Raw genomic sequence first — 14,934 nt, 5'->3', positions numbered from 1 at the left:
CATGTAACCTGCACGAAATTTTGCGATCACGCGAGGGCCAACGTCGTCCCTCGGCACTTGCATATGCCACATGACGACGACGGGAGAGCCGATGCGTACGCCGCGCCAGCCGTCCCAGCATTCCGCGAATGGCCAGAACTGGTCGTTCATGGATGCTCGCCCTGCTGCGCAGGGTATGTACGACCCCCGCAACGAGCACGACGCCTGCGGCGTCGGCTTCGTCGCCACCCTCACCGGCGAGGCGTCCCACACCCTGGTGGAACAGGCTCTGACCGTTCTGCGCAACCTCGAACACCGCGGCGCCACCGGCTCCGAGCCCGACTCCGGCGACGGCGCCGGCATCCTGTCGCAGGTTCCGGATGCCTTCTTCCGTGACGTGGCCGGATTCGAACTGCCCGCCGCGGGCTCCTACGCCGTGGGCATCGCCTTCCTGCCGGAGGACGCCACCGCCGACGCCGTCTCGCAGATCGAGACGATCGCCGCCGACGAGGGCCTCACCGTCCTCGGCTGGCGCGAGGTGCCGGTCGCCCCCCAGCTGCTGGGTGCCACCGCCCGGTCGACCATGCCGGTCTTCCGTCAGATCTTCGTCAGCGACGGCACCTCGGAGGGCATCGCCCTCGACCGCAAGGCCTTCGTGCTGCGCAAGCGCGCCGAGCGCGAGGCCGGCGTGTACTTCCCGTCGCTGTCCGCACGGACCATCGTCTACAAGGGCATGCTGACCACCGGCCAGCTGGAGCCCTTCTTCCCGGACCTGTCCGACCGCCGCTTCGCCTCCGCGATCGCGCTCGTGCACTCCCGGTTCTCGACGAACACGTTCCCGTCGTGGCCGCTGGCCCACCCGTACCGCTTCGTCGCGCACAACGGTGAGATCAACACCGTCAAGGGCAACCGCAACTGGATGGTGGCCCGCGAGTCCCAGCTCGTCTCGGACCTGTTCGGCTCCGACGACAAGGCCATCGACCGGATCTTCCCGGTCTGTACGCCGGACGCCTCCGACTCCGCCTCCTTCGACGAGGTCCTCGAACTCCTGCACCTGGGCGGCCGTTCCCTGCCGCACTCCGTGCTGATGATGATCCCGGAGGCGTGGGAGAACCACGACTCCATGGACCCGGCCCGGCGCGCCTTCTACCAGTTCCACTCCACGATGATGGAGCCCTGGGACGGCCCGGCCTGCGTCACCTTCACCGACGGCACCCAGGTCGGCGCGGTCCTCGACCGCAACGGCCTGCGGCCCGGCCGCTACTGGGTCACCGACGACGGCCTCGTCGTCCTCGGCTCCGAGGTCGGCGTCCTGGACATCGACCCCTCCAAGGTCGTCCGCAAGGGCCGCCTCCAGCCCGGCCGCATGTTCCTCGTCGACACCGCCGAGCACCGCATCATCGAGGACGACGAGATCAAGGCCGAGCTCGCCGCCGAGAACCCCTACGCGGAGTGGCTGGAGGCCGGCGAGATCGAGCTGGAGGACCTGCCCGAGCGCGAGCACATCGTCCACACGCACGCCTCGGTCACCCGCCGCCAGCAGACCTTCGGCTACACCGAGGAGGAGCTGCGCGTCATCCTCGCGCCGATGGCCAAGGCCGGTGCCGAGCCGATCGGCTCGATGGGCACCGACTCGCCGATCGCCGCGCTGTCGGACCGCCCGCGTCTGCTCTTCGACTACTTCACCCAGCTGTTCGCGCAGGTCACCAACCCGCCGCTGGACGCCATCCGCGAGGAACTGGTCACCTCCCTGCGCTCCTCGCTGGGTCCCCAGGGCAACCTGCTCGACCCGAACGCGGCTTCCTGCCGCAGCGTCCTGCTGCCCTTCCCGGTGATCGACAACGACGAGCTGGCCAAGCTCATCCACATCAACGCCGACGGCGACATGCCCGGCTTCAAGGCCGCGACGCTGTCCGGCCTGTACCGGGTGCACGGCGGCGGTGACGCGCTGGCCGCGCGCATCGAGGAGATCTGCGCCGAGGCCGACGCCGCCATCGACAACGGCGCCCGCCTGATCGTCCTGTCGGACCGCCACTCCGACGCCGAGCACGCGCCGATCCCGTCGCTGCTGCTCACCGCGGCCGTCCACCACCACCTCATCCGCACCAAGCAGCGCACCCAGGTGGGTCTGCTGGTGGAGGCCGGCGACGTCCGCGAGGTCCACCACGTCGCCCTGCTCATCGGCTACGGCGCCGCCGCCGTCAACCCGTACCTGGCGATGGAGTCCGTCGAGGACCTGGTCCGCGCAGGGACGTTCCTCCCCGGCATCGAGGCCGAGACGGCCATCCGCAACCTGATCTACGCCCTCGGCAAGGGCGTGCTGAAGGTCATGTCCAAGATGGGCATCTCGACCGTCGCCTCCTACCGTGGCGCCCAGGTCTTCGAGGCCGTCGGTCTCGACGAGGCCTTCGTCGAGAAGTACTTCAACGGCACGGCCACCAAGATCGGCGGAGTCGGCATCGACGTCGTCGCCAAGGAGGTCGCCGCCCGCCACGCCAAGGCCTACCCGGCCTCCGGCATCGCCCCGGCGCACCGCGCCCTGGAGATAGGCGGCGAGTACCAGTGGCGCCGTGAGGGCGAGCCGCACCTGTTCGACCCGGAGACCGTCTTCCGCCTCCAGCACTCCACGCGCTCCGGCAAGTACGACATCTTCAAGAAGTACACCGAGCGCGTGAACGAGCAGTCCGAGCGGCTGATGACGCTGCGCGGCCTGTTCGGCTTCAAGTCGGACCGGCAGCCGATCTCCATCGACGAGGTCGAGCCGGTCTCCGAGATCGTCAAGCGCTTCTCCACCGGCGCCATGTCGTACGGCTCCATCTCCCAGGAGGCGCACGAGACCCTCGCCATCGCCATGAACCAGCTGGGCGGCAAGTCCAACACCGGTGAGGGCGGCGAGGACCCGGAGCGCCTGTACGACCCGGCCCGCCGGTCGTCCATCAAGCAGGTCGCCTCCGGCCGCTTCGGTGTGACCTCCGAGTACCTGGTCAACTCCGACGACATCCAGATCAAGATGGCCCAGGGCGCCAAGCCCGGCGAGGGCGGCCAGCTGCCCGGCCACAAGGTCTACCCGTGGGTCGCCAAGACGCGGCACTCGACGCCCGGCGTGGGCCTGATCTCCCCGCCGCCGCACCACGACATCTACTCCATCGAGGACCTCGCCCAGCTGATCCACGACCTGAAGAACGCGAACCCGCAGGCGCGGATTCACGTGAAGCTGGTCTCCGAGGTCGGCGTCGGCACGGTCGCCGCGGGTGTGTCCAAGGCGCACGCGGACGTCGTGCTCATCTCCGGCCACGACGGCGGCACCGGTGCCTCCCCGCTCACCTCGCTGAAGCACGCCGGCGGTCCCTGGGAGCTCGGCCTCGCCGAGACCCAGCAGACGCTGCTGCTCAACGGCCTGCGCGACCGCATCGTCGTGCAGACCGACGGCCAGCTGAAGACCGGCCGCGACGTCGTCATCGCCGCGCTGCTCGGCGCCGAGGAGTTCGGTTTCGCGACCGCGCCGCTCGTCGTCTCCGGCTGCGTCATGATGCGCGTCTGCCACCTCGACACCTGCCCGGTCGGCATCGCCACGCAGAACCCGGTCCTGCGCGAGCGCTACTCCGGCAAGGCCGAGTACGTCGTGAACTTCTTCCAGTTCATCGCCGAAGAGGTCCGCGAGATCCTGGCCGAGCTGGGCTTCCGCTCCATCGAGGAGGCCGTCGGCCACGCCGAGGCCCTCGACGTCACGCGGGCCGTCGACCACTGGAAGGCGCAGGGCCTGAACCTGGAGCCGCTGTTCCACGTGCCCGAGCTGCCCGAGGGCTCGGTGCGCCACCAGGTCATCGCGCAGGACCACGGCCTGGAGAAGGCGCTCGACAACGAGCTGATCAAGCTGGCCGCCGACGCGCTCGCCGCGTCCGGCGCCACCGACGCCCAGCCGGTGCGCGCCCAGGTGCAGATCCGCAACATCAACCGCACGGTCGGCACCATGCTCGGCCACGAGGTGACGAAGAAGTTCGGTGGCGCGGGCCTGCCCGACGACACCATCGACATCACCTTCACCGGCTCCGCCGGCCAGTCCTTCGGCGCCTTCGTCCCGCGCGGTGTCACGCTGCGCCTGGAGGGCGACGCCAACGACTACGTCGGCAAGGGCCTGTCCGGCGGCCGGATCGTCGTCCGCCCGGACCGCGCGGCCGACCACCTCGCCGAGTACAGCGTCATCGCCGGCAACACCATCGGCTACGGCGCCACCGGCGGCGAGATGTTCCTGCGCGGCAAGACCGGTGAGCGGTTCTGCGTCCGCAACTCCGGCGCGACGGTCGTCTCCGAGGGCGTGGGCGACCACGGTTGCGAGTACATGACCGGCGGCCACGCCGTGGTGCTCGGCGAGACGGGCCGCAACTTCGCGGCCGGCATGTCCGGCGGTATCGCCTACGTGATCGACCTGGACCGCGACAACGTCAACGTCGGCAACCTCGACGCCGTCGAGCCGCTCGACGACACCGACAAGCAGTGGCTGCACGACGTGGTCCGCCGCCACCAGGAGGAGACGGGCTCGACCGTCGCCGAGAAGCTCCTGGCCGAGTGGGACACCGCCGTCGAGCGCTTCAGCAGGATCATCCCCAGCACGTACAAGGCAGTGCTCGCCGCCAAGGAAGCCGCCGAGCGAGCCGGTCTCTCCGAGACCGAGACCCACGAGAAGATGATGGAGGCGGCGATCAATGGCTGACCCGAAGGGCTTCCTGAACCACGGGCGCGAACTCGCCAGGTCCCGCCCCGTCGAGGAGCGCGTCCGGGACTGGAACGAGGTCTACGTCCCCGGCTCCCTGCTGCCGATCATCAGCAAGCAGGCCAGCCGCTGCATGGACTGCGGCATCCCGTTCTGCCACAACGGCTGCCCGCTCGGGAACCTGATCCCCGAGTGGAACGACTACGCCTACCGCGAGGACTGGGCGGCCGCCTCGGAGCGCCTGCACGCGACGAACAACTTCCCGGAGTTCACGGGCCGCCTGTGCCCCGCTCCCTGCGAGTCGGCGTGTGTGCTCGGCATCAACCAGCCGCCGGTCACCATCAAGAACGTCGAGGTCTCGATCATCGACAAGGCGTGGGAGACCGGGGACGTCGCCCCGCAGATCCCCGAGCGCCTGTCCGGCAAGACCGTCGCCGTCATCGGCTCCGGCCCGGCGGGTCTCGCCGCCGCCCAGCAGCTGACCCGGGCCGGCCACACCGTCGCCGTCTACGAGCGCGCGGACCGCATCGGAGGCCTCCTCCGCTACGGCATCCCCGAGTTCAAGATGGAGAAGCGGCACATCAACCGCCGCATCGAGCAGATGCGCGCGGAGGGCACCCGCTTCCGCACGGGCATCGAGATCGGCCGCGACCTCAAGGCCACGGACCTGAAGAAGCGCTACGACGCGGTCGTCCTGGCCGTCGGCGCCACCACGGCCCGTGACCTGCCGGTGCCCGGGCGCGAGCTCAAGGGCATCTACCAGGCCATGGAGTACCTGCCGCTGGCCAACAAGGTCCAGGAGGGCGACTACGTCACCACTCCGATCTCGGCCGAGGGCAAGCACGTCGTGGTCATCGGCGGCGGCGACACCGGCGCGGACTGCGTCGGCACCGCCCACCGCCAGGGCGCGGCCTCCGTCACGCAGCTGGAGATCATGCCCCGCCCGGGCGAGGAGCGGAACGAGGCCTCCCAGCCCTGGCCGACCTTCCCCATGCTGTACAAGGTCACCTCGGCGCACGAGGAGGGCGGCGAGCGGGTCTACTCGGTCTCGACGACCCACTTCGAGGGCGACGAGGACGGCAACGTCCAGTGGCTGCACCTCACCGAGGTGGAGTTCATCGACGGCAAGCTGACCCCGAAGCCCGGCTCCGAGCGCAAGATCCCCGCGCAGCTGGTCACCCTCGCCATGGGCTTCACCGGCACCGACCGGGAGAACGGCCTGGTCGACCAGTTCGGCCTGGAGCTCGACGAGCGCGGCAACATCGCCCGCGACGCCGACTTCCAGACCAACGTGCCGGGCGTGTTCGTCGCCGGTGACGCCGGCCGCGGCCAGTCGCTCATCGTCTGGGCCATCGCCGAGGGCCGCTCGGCGGCCCGCGGGGTGGACCGTGCCCTCACCGGCGCGAGCGAGCTGCCGGCGCCCATCCGTCCGACGGACCGCGCGCTGATGGTCTGACAGCACCCCACCAGACGTCCCGTACAACGGCGTACGGAACACCGACAGCGTCTGCCCAACAGTCCCCGACCGGACGACCGGGCAGGCGCTGTCGCACCTCCTCAGCCGGTCTCGTCGCCGCTCTCGTCGCCGTTCGCGTCCGGCCAGACCTGGATGTGGTCCTCCTCCAGCTCCAGCAGCACCCGGTCCGCCATGCCCAGGGCCGCCGTGTACTCGGCCGGCAGCTGGAGGCGGCCCGCGCGGTCGAGCATCGCGTACTCACGCGACACCAGCGACTCCCGGCCCGCCTCGTCGACCTCCGTGCGGCGCAGGACCTCCGTCGAGGTGCGGCCGTCGCGGATCGCGACCGTGCGGCGGACCTCACCGGCGACCGCCTGGTCGTGCGTGACGATGACGATCGTCGTGCCCAGCTCCTCGTTGGCCCGGCGGAACGCCGCGAAGACCTGCTGCCCGGTCGCCGAGTCCAGCTCGCCGGTCGGCTCGTCGGCGAGGAGGACGGCGGGGGCGTTGGCGAGGGCGACGGCGATCGCGACGCGCTGCTGCTGGCCACCGGACATCGCCTGCGGACGCCGGTCACGGCAGTCGGCGACGCCGAGCAGGGACAGCAGCTCGTCCGCCCGCCCGGCCCGCTTGCGCCGGGAGGTGCCCGCCAGCTGCATGGGCAGGGCGACGTTCTGTGCTGCCGTCAGATACGGCAGCAGATTGCGGGCCGTCTGCTGCCAGACGAAGCCCACCACCTCACGCCGGTAGCGCAACCGCGCCTTCCCGTCCATCGTCAGCAGATCCCGGCCCGCGACCTTCGCGGCACCCGCGGTCGGGACGTCCAGGCCGGCGAGGATGTTCATCAGCGTCGACTTGCCGCTGCCGGACGCTCCCACCAGCGCCATCAACTCGCCCTCGCGCACCAGGAGATCGAGCCCCTGGAGGGCCTGCACCTCCACCGCGTCGCCGCCGCCGCGCCGGGAGAAGATCCGCACCAGCCGGTCGCAGGCGATCAGGGCGTCGTGCCCGTACGCGGGCCGGTCGCGGCGCCGCGCCACCCGGCGCTCCAGTTCCTCCAGCGACTCCGTCGTACCGCTCATCGCATGTCTCCTGCCCTGAGGTGGCTGATCGGTGTCCGGCGTCCCGCCCACCAGGCCTGCGCGACGGCCACCGCCCCCGCCAGCAGCACCGCGCCCGCGGCCGGCAGGGCCAGCGACCACAGGTCGGTCCGCAGCACGGCGTCCGGCGGCGTGACACCGGACGTGTCCGCCAGGGCGAGCCGGTCCAGGTCGATGCCGGGGGCGAGCAGCCGTACCGTCGCCCAGCCGACGGCCATGCCCCCGCCCGCGGCGAGCAGCGTCTGGGGCAGCGCCTCCAGGCTCAGCAGGCGCCGCCCCTGGCGGGTCGTCATACCGAGGGTGCGCAGCCGGGCCAGCAGCGCCGCCCGCTCCGGCGCGGACCGCACCAGCCCGAGCACCAGGGCGAGTACGGCATAGCCCGCGCCCGCGGCGACGGCCCAGACGTAGATCCGTTCGGCACCGGCCTGCAACGGTGCGTCGGACAGCGCCGCCCGTTCCGCGCTCCGCAGGGTCACCGAGAGGCCGGAACCGGCGCCGCGCACGGCCGCCCGCAGCGCCTTCGTGTCGAGCCCGGCACCAGCTGCCAGCAGCATCGAGGGACCGGCCGAGCCCTTCAGCCCGGCCGCGTCGACCAGGAGGAACTCGCCCTCGGGGACGGCCGGGGTGCGGGGGCGCACCGCGGTGATCCGCACCGTGAGGGGCCCCGCGTCGGTCACGATCCTGCGCGGCGCCCGCCCGAGCCGCTCGGCGACCTCCGGGGAGGCGACCGCGTCCAGCACCCCGCCCCGCATCCGCAGCCGGTCGGCCGAGAAGCCCCCGAGCCCCATCCGCCCTGCCAGCTCCCCGTACGAGTCCGGCTCGACCCCGGCCACGGTCAGCGAACGCGCCTCGTCGGAGGCGCGCTCCGAGGCGAACTCGACGCCCACGGCCGTCACCTGCCGCACGCCCGCCACCTCCCCCACCGACCGTGCCAGTCCCGCCGCGAGCGGGGAGCCGTCGGGAGTGGTGATCAGCGCGTCCGCGCCCGTCTCCAGCAGCGCGGCCCGGTCCCGGGCGTCCGCCACGCCCGCCAGCACGGACCCCCCGAACGCGGCCGTCGTCAGGGCCGTCAGCAGGGCGAGCAGCGGCAGCGTGGCGACCGTCGCCGGTGAGCGGCCCGCGCGGGCCAGGGACAGGAACCCCACCACACCGCGCAGCCGTCCGGCCGGGCCCGCGGCCCACCGCAGGGGCAGCGGATACAGCCGGACGAGGACCAGCGCCGCCACCAGGGCGACGAGCACCGGGGCGGCGCTCACCAGCAGATCACCGTCCCCGGCCGGCCCGCGGCGGCGCAGCGTCAGCACCGAGCCCGCCGCCAGGACCAGCAGGGTCAGTTCGGCGACGGTACGACGCCCACCGGGCCTGGCCCCGGCCAGGTCGTCGCGCCCCTGGTGCGCCCGCGGCCTGCGATGCGCCACCGCCGCACGCACCGGCAGCGCGGCACAGGCCAGCATGGCCACGGCACCCGCCCCGAGCACGGCGGGCAGCAGCCGGGCCTCGTCCACGACGAGCACGGCGAGCAGCAGACCGCACACCGCCGCGGGCACCGCCGGCACCGCGTTCTCGGCCAGCAGCCGCCCGGCGATGCCGCGCAGGGAACCGCCCCTGGCCCGCAGCAGGGCGAGTTCCCCCTCGCGGCGGGCGGCCGCCAGGCCACCGCTCATCACCAGGACGACGAAGGCGACCGCGGTGATCCCGAAGGCCGCCACGGCGACCACCGGCGCGACGGCGTCACGCGTCTCCGTGTAGGCGCCCACGACCTGCTCCAGGCCGGTGGACAACTGCGCCGTCGGTCCGGCGACGGCGCGCATCCGCACCAGGGCGGGCCCGTCCTCCAGGGACGCGATCCGCTCGACCAGCGCCGAGGTGTCCGCCCCGGTGAGCCGGCCGGTCGCGGGCGCGAACCGCCAGTACCGCTCCGGCTCTCCCTGCCCGCCGAGCAGGGCCGGGGCGGCACCCGGCGCCAGCAGGACGCCCGCCTCCCAGTAGAACTGGGGCGGACGGCCGCCGTTGCTCGCCATGGCCGGTGTCCGCAGCACCGGTTCCGCGGACCAGTAGCTCCGCTCCGGATGCCGGGGCTGGAGGACGCCGGTGACGCGGACGGTCAGCGGCCCGTTCATGAAGCCGTCCAGCGTGAGGGTGGAGCCGGCCCGCAGCCGCAGCGTGCGGGCCGTCTCTGCGGTCACGGCCCCTTCCACCGTCCGGGTGTCCACGCTCACCGAGCCGTCGGCGGTGGGCAGCCGGCCCTCCCGCACCGTGGCGTGGCCGGCCGCACCCGACTGCGCGAGCAGGGTGAACCGGGGCAGCAGCCCGTCGGGCCGGGGCAGCCACGCGTCCAGCGCCTGCAGGCTCTTGCCGGTCCGCACCCCGTACGCCGACTCGGCCGGGTCCACCCGCAGCGGCTCGGGCAGCAGCGCCCGCGCCCGGGCGTCGACCGCCGCGAGGGCCTCCGGCCGGAACTCGTCGGCCCGGGCCTCCTCCGGACGGTTGAGACCGGGCTGCTCCGTCTTCAGCTCCAGCACGGTCGACTCGGGGGCGGCGGTCGCGACGGCCTCGCGCAGCCCGTCCGTCTCGTACGCCTCGACGGCCCGGGGCAGGACGGCCGCGAGGAACGCCGTGACCAGCACCAGCACACCGAAGACGACGGCCGGCCAGGGCGCGGCCCGCAACCGGGTCCGCACCCAGGAGGCTCCCTGTGCGTTCGGCGGCATCAGTCCTCCCCCTGGTGGCGCAGCGCGACCGCCGGCTCGGCACGCCGCAGCGCCGCCGCGACGGTGATCAGCAGCAGCGGGGCCGCCACCCCCGCGAGGAGCAGAGCCACCTGGGACACCGGCAGTTCGACCAGGACCGGCGGGAGAGGCCGTGCGGCACCGGAGGTCAGCACGATCAGCGGGACGACGGCCCGGGTCAGGACCGTGCCGAGGCCGAGCCCGGCGAGCAGACCGGCACCGATGAGCAGGCTCTGCTCCGTCACGACCAGCCGGGCGAGATCCCGGCGGGGCGTACCCAGGGCGCGCAGCACCGCGAACTCCGCGGACCGCTCCCGCCGCGCACCGGCGGCGCTCACCGCGAACCCCCCGGCGGCGAGGGCCACGGCGGCCACCGCCACCGCCGTCAGTGCCGAGCGCGGCCCGGCGCCGAGCGGATCGCGCAGCAGCTCGGCCGCGGTCTCGTCCCGCACCAGCACCTGCCCGGGTTCGACGTCGGGGCGCGCCCTGAGCGCCGCGGCGACCTCGGCCTCCTTGCCCGGCGTGGTGCTCACCCACCACTCGGTGGGGGTGAGCGGCGTGCTGGCCCGCTGCGCCAGCACGGCGTCGACGGCCCGCAGATCGAGCAGCAGTGCCCCGCCGGACAGGGTCTCCCCGGCCAGGTCGGTGGCGGTGGTCGGCAGCTCCTGGACCGACCGCACGATCCGCACCCGCAGTTGTTCCCCGGACAGCGGCACGTCGATGGTGTCGCCCGGCCGGGCTCCCGCCGCCCGCAGGAAGTCCCGGCTGGCGACGGCGGAGAGGCTGCGCGGCACCTCGGCTCCGGTGGTGTCGACGCGGACGGTGTAGATCGGCTGGGCGCCGTAGCCGTCGTCGCGGTCGGCGCCGGTGCCGTACGACACGGCCAGCGGCGCGTTCCCCGACGCGGCGGGCCTGGTGGCCGCACGGGAGACGACCTCGCCGTTCTGCGTCACGGTCCGGCTGCCCTGCCAGCGCGTCCCGGCGGGCACCGGGACGGTCCGCGCGGAGCCGTCGCGGCCGGTCGCGAGCAACCGCTCGACGGTGAAACGGTGTCGTTCGGGACGGTTGACGGGGGAGGTGTCGTCGAGCTGCAACCCGGTCAGCCGCAACGGCCCGGCCGGGGCCGCCCGGCGGCCCGCCGCCGTCCCGTCCAGGTCGAGCGCGATCCGGTGGACCCGGCCGTCCACCGGGACGATGCCGCCGCCCAGCCGGTACGCGATGCCGTACCGGTCCTCGACGACCACCGTGAGCAGCGGCGCGCGATCGGAGGGGGAGCGCTTCGCCGGGGCCCGCTCGTCGGTGATCCGCATGTCGAGGGCGATCCGCCGGGTGCCGTCGGGGAGCCGCACGGCCCGGTCCTGGTCCGGCTCGGGCGGCGCCAGGGCCCGCAGCAGCCGCGCCGGGGGCTCCTCGGAGAGGTCCTGGCGCATGAGCATCCCGTCCCGGGCGCGTGCCGTGTCCAGGGCGAGGACCGTCGCCCGGCGGTCCCCGGACAGGCTCAGGGTGGCGCGGTGCGCGGGAGCGGCGTCCACGGCGCCGGGCAGCGCCGCGTAAAGGCCTGTCTGCCCGGGGCTGCCCGGCCGGTAGTCGAGCACCCGTACGTCGGCGCCCGTCCTGAAGTCGGCCTGGTCGTCCTGCGACCGGTCCCAGGACGCGCCGTGCCCGATCGCCAGCATGCCCGTCGCCACGGCGATGACCAGCAGCAGCACCGGGCCCGCCCCGCGCAGCGGACGCCGGCTGAACTGCCAGCCCGCCAGCGCCGCCGGCAGTCCACGCCCGCTCGCGGACCGCCGCTCCGCGAGCCGGGCCACGAACGGCAGCAGACGCAGCGTCAGGACCGTGCCCGCCAGCAGTGCCAGCGCGGGCGCCGCGACCAGCAGCGGATCGATGCCCAGCTCCCCGGCCCGGTCCCGGCTGAGCACTCCGCCGCCGGTCGCGTCGGTCTGCCGGTCCAGCTGCCAGTACGCCACTCCCGCGATCAGCAGCAGCCCCACGTCGGCTCCGGCCCGCACGGGCGCGGCCGACGCCGCGGCCCGGACCCGCCGCAGCCGTACGGGCGTTCCCGTCGTCGCCGCGAGCGCGGGTGCCACCACCGCCATCGCACAGGCCGCCGCCACCCCGCCCGCGACCAGCCACACCGGACCCACAGGGGCGGTGTCGAGCCCCAGGCCGATCCGGTCGAGCGAGGACCACCGGGCGAGCAGCCGGGCCAGCGGGCCGGACAGCAGCGCGGCACAGACGGCGGCGGGGACCGCCAGCAGCAGGGCCTCCAGCGCGGCGAGCCCGGCGATCCGCCCGCGCGATCCGCCTCGGGCCCGCAGCAGCTCGGTCTCACCCGCCCGTTCGCTGCTCAGCAGCCGGGCCACCAGCAGCAGCGCGTACCCGGCGAGCAGCACCAGCTGCACCGAGACGATCAGCAGCGTGGACCGGGACACCAGCAGGCCACGCTCGGTCCGGTCGAGCACCTCGGGCAGCCCCGTCCGCACATCCGCGTCGCCCCCGAGCGCCGGGTCCTCGCGCAGCGCCCCGGCCGCCCGGACGGCCGCCGAGCGGAGCGTGCCGATGCCGTCGGTCGTCAGGGTGCGGAAGCCGGCCGTCGCCACCCAGCCGGTGGCGTCCTCGGAGACGCGGCCCGAGGCGAGCACCGACCCGTGGGCCAGCAGCGGCCCGTACGTGGTGAAGGCGACGGTGCGGATGCCCCGTCCGCCGAGGGGGTCGGCCTGCCAGTAGGGATCGGAGCTGTCGGCCGCCCGGTACACGCCGGTCACCCGGACCCGCAGCGGATCGCCGCCCAGCCGGTCGGTCAGCGTGACCCGCGCTCCGGGGCGCAGCCCCAGCCGGTCGGCGGCAGCCTCGGGCAGCGCCACGGGCACGGCGGCCGAGCGGGACGCCGGGGCCGGGCCCGGCAGGGTGCCCGAAAGCAGCTTGATCCGTGACCCGTCGAGGGCGGCGAGGTGCGTGAGGTCGGGCTCCCCGGCGCCGGCCTCGGCGCCCTGCAGGGACCGGGGCAGCGCGTACGGCCCGGACCGCTCCAGCCTCCGCACGGTCACCGGCAGCCCGCCGAACGCATCCCGCGCCCCGCGCACCACCGCCCGCTGCGCCGCGTCCCGCCGCTCCCGGGGCACGTCCGCCTCGACGACGAGGGAGGCGGAGGCCGCGGCCCGGCCGCCCAGGGCGCCGCGCAGCGCCGCGTCCCCGACGGAGCCGGAGTAGGCCGTGAGCGCGGCGAGCACCGAGGTGGTCAGCAGGACGGCGAGCAGGGCGGCCGTGAGCAGCAGCCGGTGCGCGCGCAGGCGCAGCAGCAGTAAGCCCGTCACTCTTCCCCCACCCGATGCGCGAGCCTCTGATCCCCCAACCCGGCATGCATATCACGGAGTTCCCCACCCGGCACATGAGTTCGAACCCGGGTCGCCCCGCTCTTGACCATGCGGACCGGTTCCGTATGGGATGCGGTGATGACCGAGAACACCAGTCCGGGAACCGGCGCCGCCCTCGTCGGCGACGCGTCCGGCGGGCCGATGCTGCGGGTGGAGGACCTGCACCACTCCTACGGCACCGGGGCCGGGGCCGTGCACGCGCTGCGCGGGGCCTCCTTCACCGTCCGCAGCGGGGAACTGGTCGCTCTCAAGGGCCGGTCGGGCTCCGGCAAGTCGACCCTGCTCCATCTGATCGGCGGCCTCGACACCCCGCGGAGCGGCCGTGTCGTCGTGGACGGCACCGACCTGTCGGCGCTCGGCGAGAGCGAGCTGCTGGAACTGCGCCGCGACCGGATCGGCTTCGTCTTCCAGTCCTTCGGGCTCATCCCCATCCTCACCGCCGCCGAGAACGTGGGCGTGCCGCTGCGGCTGCGCCGGGCCGAGCCGCGCGAACGCGAGGAGCGGGTGGCGCTGCTGCTGGCCCTGGTGGGTCTCGCCGGCCATGAGACACAGCGGCCAGCCGAGCTGTCCGGCGGACAGCAGCAGCGGGTCGCCATCGCCCGGGCCCTCGCCAACCGGCCGGCCCTGCTGCTTGCCGACGAGCCGACCGGCCAGCTCGACGCCGCCACCGGCCTGGCGGTGATGGAGCTGCTGCGGGCCGTGGTCCGCAGCGAGGGCGTCTCGGCCCTCGTCGCCACCCACGACCCTCAACTCCTCGGTCTGGCCGACCGGGTGCTGGAGCTGAGCGACGGGGTGGTCACCGAGGAGTGAGAGGATGCGGGCCATGGTCGCGATCAGTCTGAGCAAGGTCCAGGAGACCGCTCCCGCGCTGGTGAACCTCTACAAGAGCGCCGGGGCGTCCCTCGCCGGGCACGGCCTCACCGGAGTGCGGGCCGCGGTCTACCTCGTCGTCGACTACTCCGGCTCGATGAAGCCCTACTACCAGGACGGCAGTGTCCAGGCGCTGGCCGACCGGGTCCTCGGGCTGTCGGCGCATCTGGACGACGACGGCAGCGTGCCCGTGGTGTTCTTCTCCACCGACGTCGACGCCGTCACCGACATCGCGCTCGCCGACCACCGGGGCAGGATCGAGAGGATCGCCGCCGGGCTCGGGCACATGGGCAAGACGAGCTACCACCTGGCCATGGACGCCGTGATCGACCACTACCTCGACAGCGGGACGGCCGAGCCCGCCCTGGTGGTGTTCCAGACCGACGGCGGGCCGATCAACAAACTCGCCGCGGAGCGGTACCTGTGCAAGGCCGCCGGGCTTCCGCTGTTCTGGCAGTTCATCGGGTTCGGCGACCCGGGCAGCAAGCAGTTCGACTTCCTGCGCAAGCTCGACGAGCTGGCCGTACCGGGCAAGCGGATCGTCGACAACGCCGGGTTCTTCCACGCGGGCAAGGACCCGCGGAAGGTCTCGGACGCCGAGCTCTACGACCGGCTGACGGGCGAGTTCCCCAAGTGGCTCGTGGCCGCCCGGGCGCAGAGGATCGTCCGGGACCCCGCCGGCCGCTGACCGCCCGCTCGCCCCCTTGGCCCA

General features: G+C 73.7%; 7 protein-coding genes. 4 read left to right on the top strand and 3 right to left on the bottom strand.

Features of this window, described 5'->3' with window-relative positions:
* Positions 1-91: 91 nt before the first annotated feature.
* The gene (gene gltB / locus HNR57_RS28190; protein ID WP_184564455.1) at positions 92-4,690 is read left to right on the top strand and encodes a glutamate synthase large subunit; all 4,599 of its coding nucleotides are present in this window, start codon (positions 92-94) and stop codon (positions 4,688-4,690) included.
* Positions 4,683-6,146: a glutamate synthase subunit beta gene (locus HNR57_RS28185; protein ID WP_184564213.1), complete on the top strand. Its 1,464-nt coding sequence runs from the start codon at positions 4,683-4,685 to the stop codon at positions 6,144-6,146. Before gltB ends, HNR57_RS28185 begins: the two co-directional genes overlap by 8 nt.
* A gap of 101 nt (positions 6,147-6,247) precedes the next feature.
* Here HNR57_RS28185 and HNR57_RS28180 read toward each other — a convergent pair whose 3' ends face one another.
* From HNR57_RS28180 to HNR57_RS28170, 3 genes are read right to left on the bottom strand one after another with little or no spacing between them, the layout of a single operon-like run.
* The gene (locus tag HNR57_RS28180; protein WP_184564211.1) at positions 6,248-7,228 is read right to left on the bottom strand and encodes an ABC transporter ATP-binding protein; all 981 of its coding nucleotides are present in this window, start codon (positions 7,226-7,228) and stop codon (positions 6,248-6,250) included.
* Positions 7,225-9,957 carry a thioesterase domain-containing protein gene (locus HNR57_RS28175; protein ID WP_184564209.1) on the bottom strand — a complete coding sequence of 911 codons (2,733 nt, stop codon included), beginning with the start codon at positions 9,955-9,957 and terminating at the stop codon, positions 7,225-7,227. The genes HNR57_RS28180 and HNR57_RS28175 overlap by 4 nt, the downstream gene beginning before the upstream one ends.
* The gene (locus HNR57_RS28170) at positions 9,957-13,292 is read right to left on the bottom strand and encodes an FtsX-like permease family protein (RefSeq protein ID WP_184564207.1); all 3,336 of its coding nucleotides are present in this window, start codon (positions 13,290-13,292) and stop codon (positions 9,957-9,959) included. The genes HNR57_RS28175 and HNR57_RS28170 overlap by 1 nt, the downstream gene beginning before the upstream one ends.
* A 138-nt stretch (positions 13,293-13,430) precedes the next feature.
* Between HNR57_RS28170 and HNR57_RS28165 the strand changes: the two genes are divergently transcribed.
* Together HNR57_RS28165 and HNR57_RS28160 are read left to right on the top strand one after the other, a co-directional pair.
* Positions 13,431-14,162 carry an ABC transporter ATP-binding protein gene (locus HNR57_RS28165; RefSeq protein WP_184564205.1) on the top strand — a complete coding sequence of 244 codons (732 nt, stop codon included), beginning with the start codon at positions 13,431-13,433 and terminating at the stop codon, positions 14,160-14,162.
* 13 nt (positions 14,163-14,175) lie between these two features.
* Positions 14,176-14,910, top strand: coding sequence for a vWA domain-containing protein (locus HNR57_RS28160; RefSeq protein ID WP_184564203.1), 735 nt, complete (start codon positions 14,176-14,178; stop codon positions 14,908-14,910).
* Positions 14,911-14,934: the final 24 nt, after the last annotated feature.

The sequence above is a fragment of the Streptomyces paradoxus genome, assembly GCF_014202475.1.
Lineage (GTDB): Bacteria > Actinomycetota > Actinomycetes > Streptomycetales > Streptomycetaceae > Streptomyces > Streptomyces paradoxus.
The sequence above is the reverse complement of the archived record's forward strand: the minus strand, read 5'-3'. Positions and strand labels throughout refer to the sequence as shown.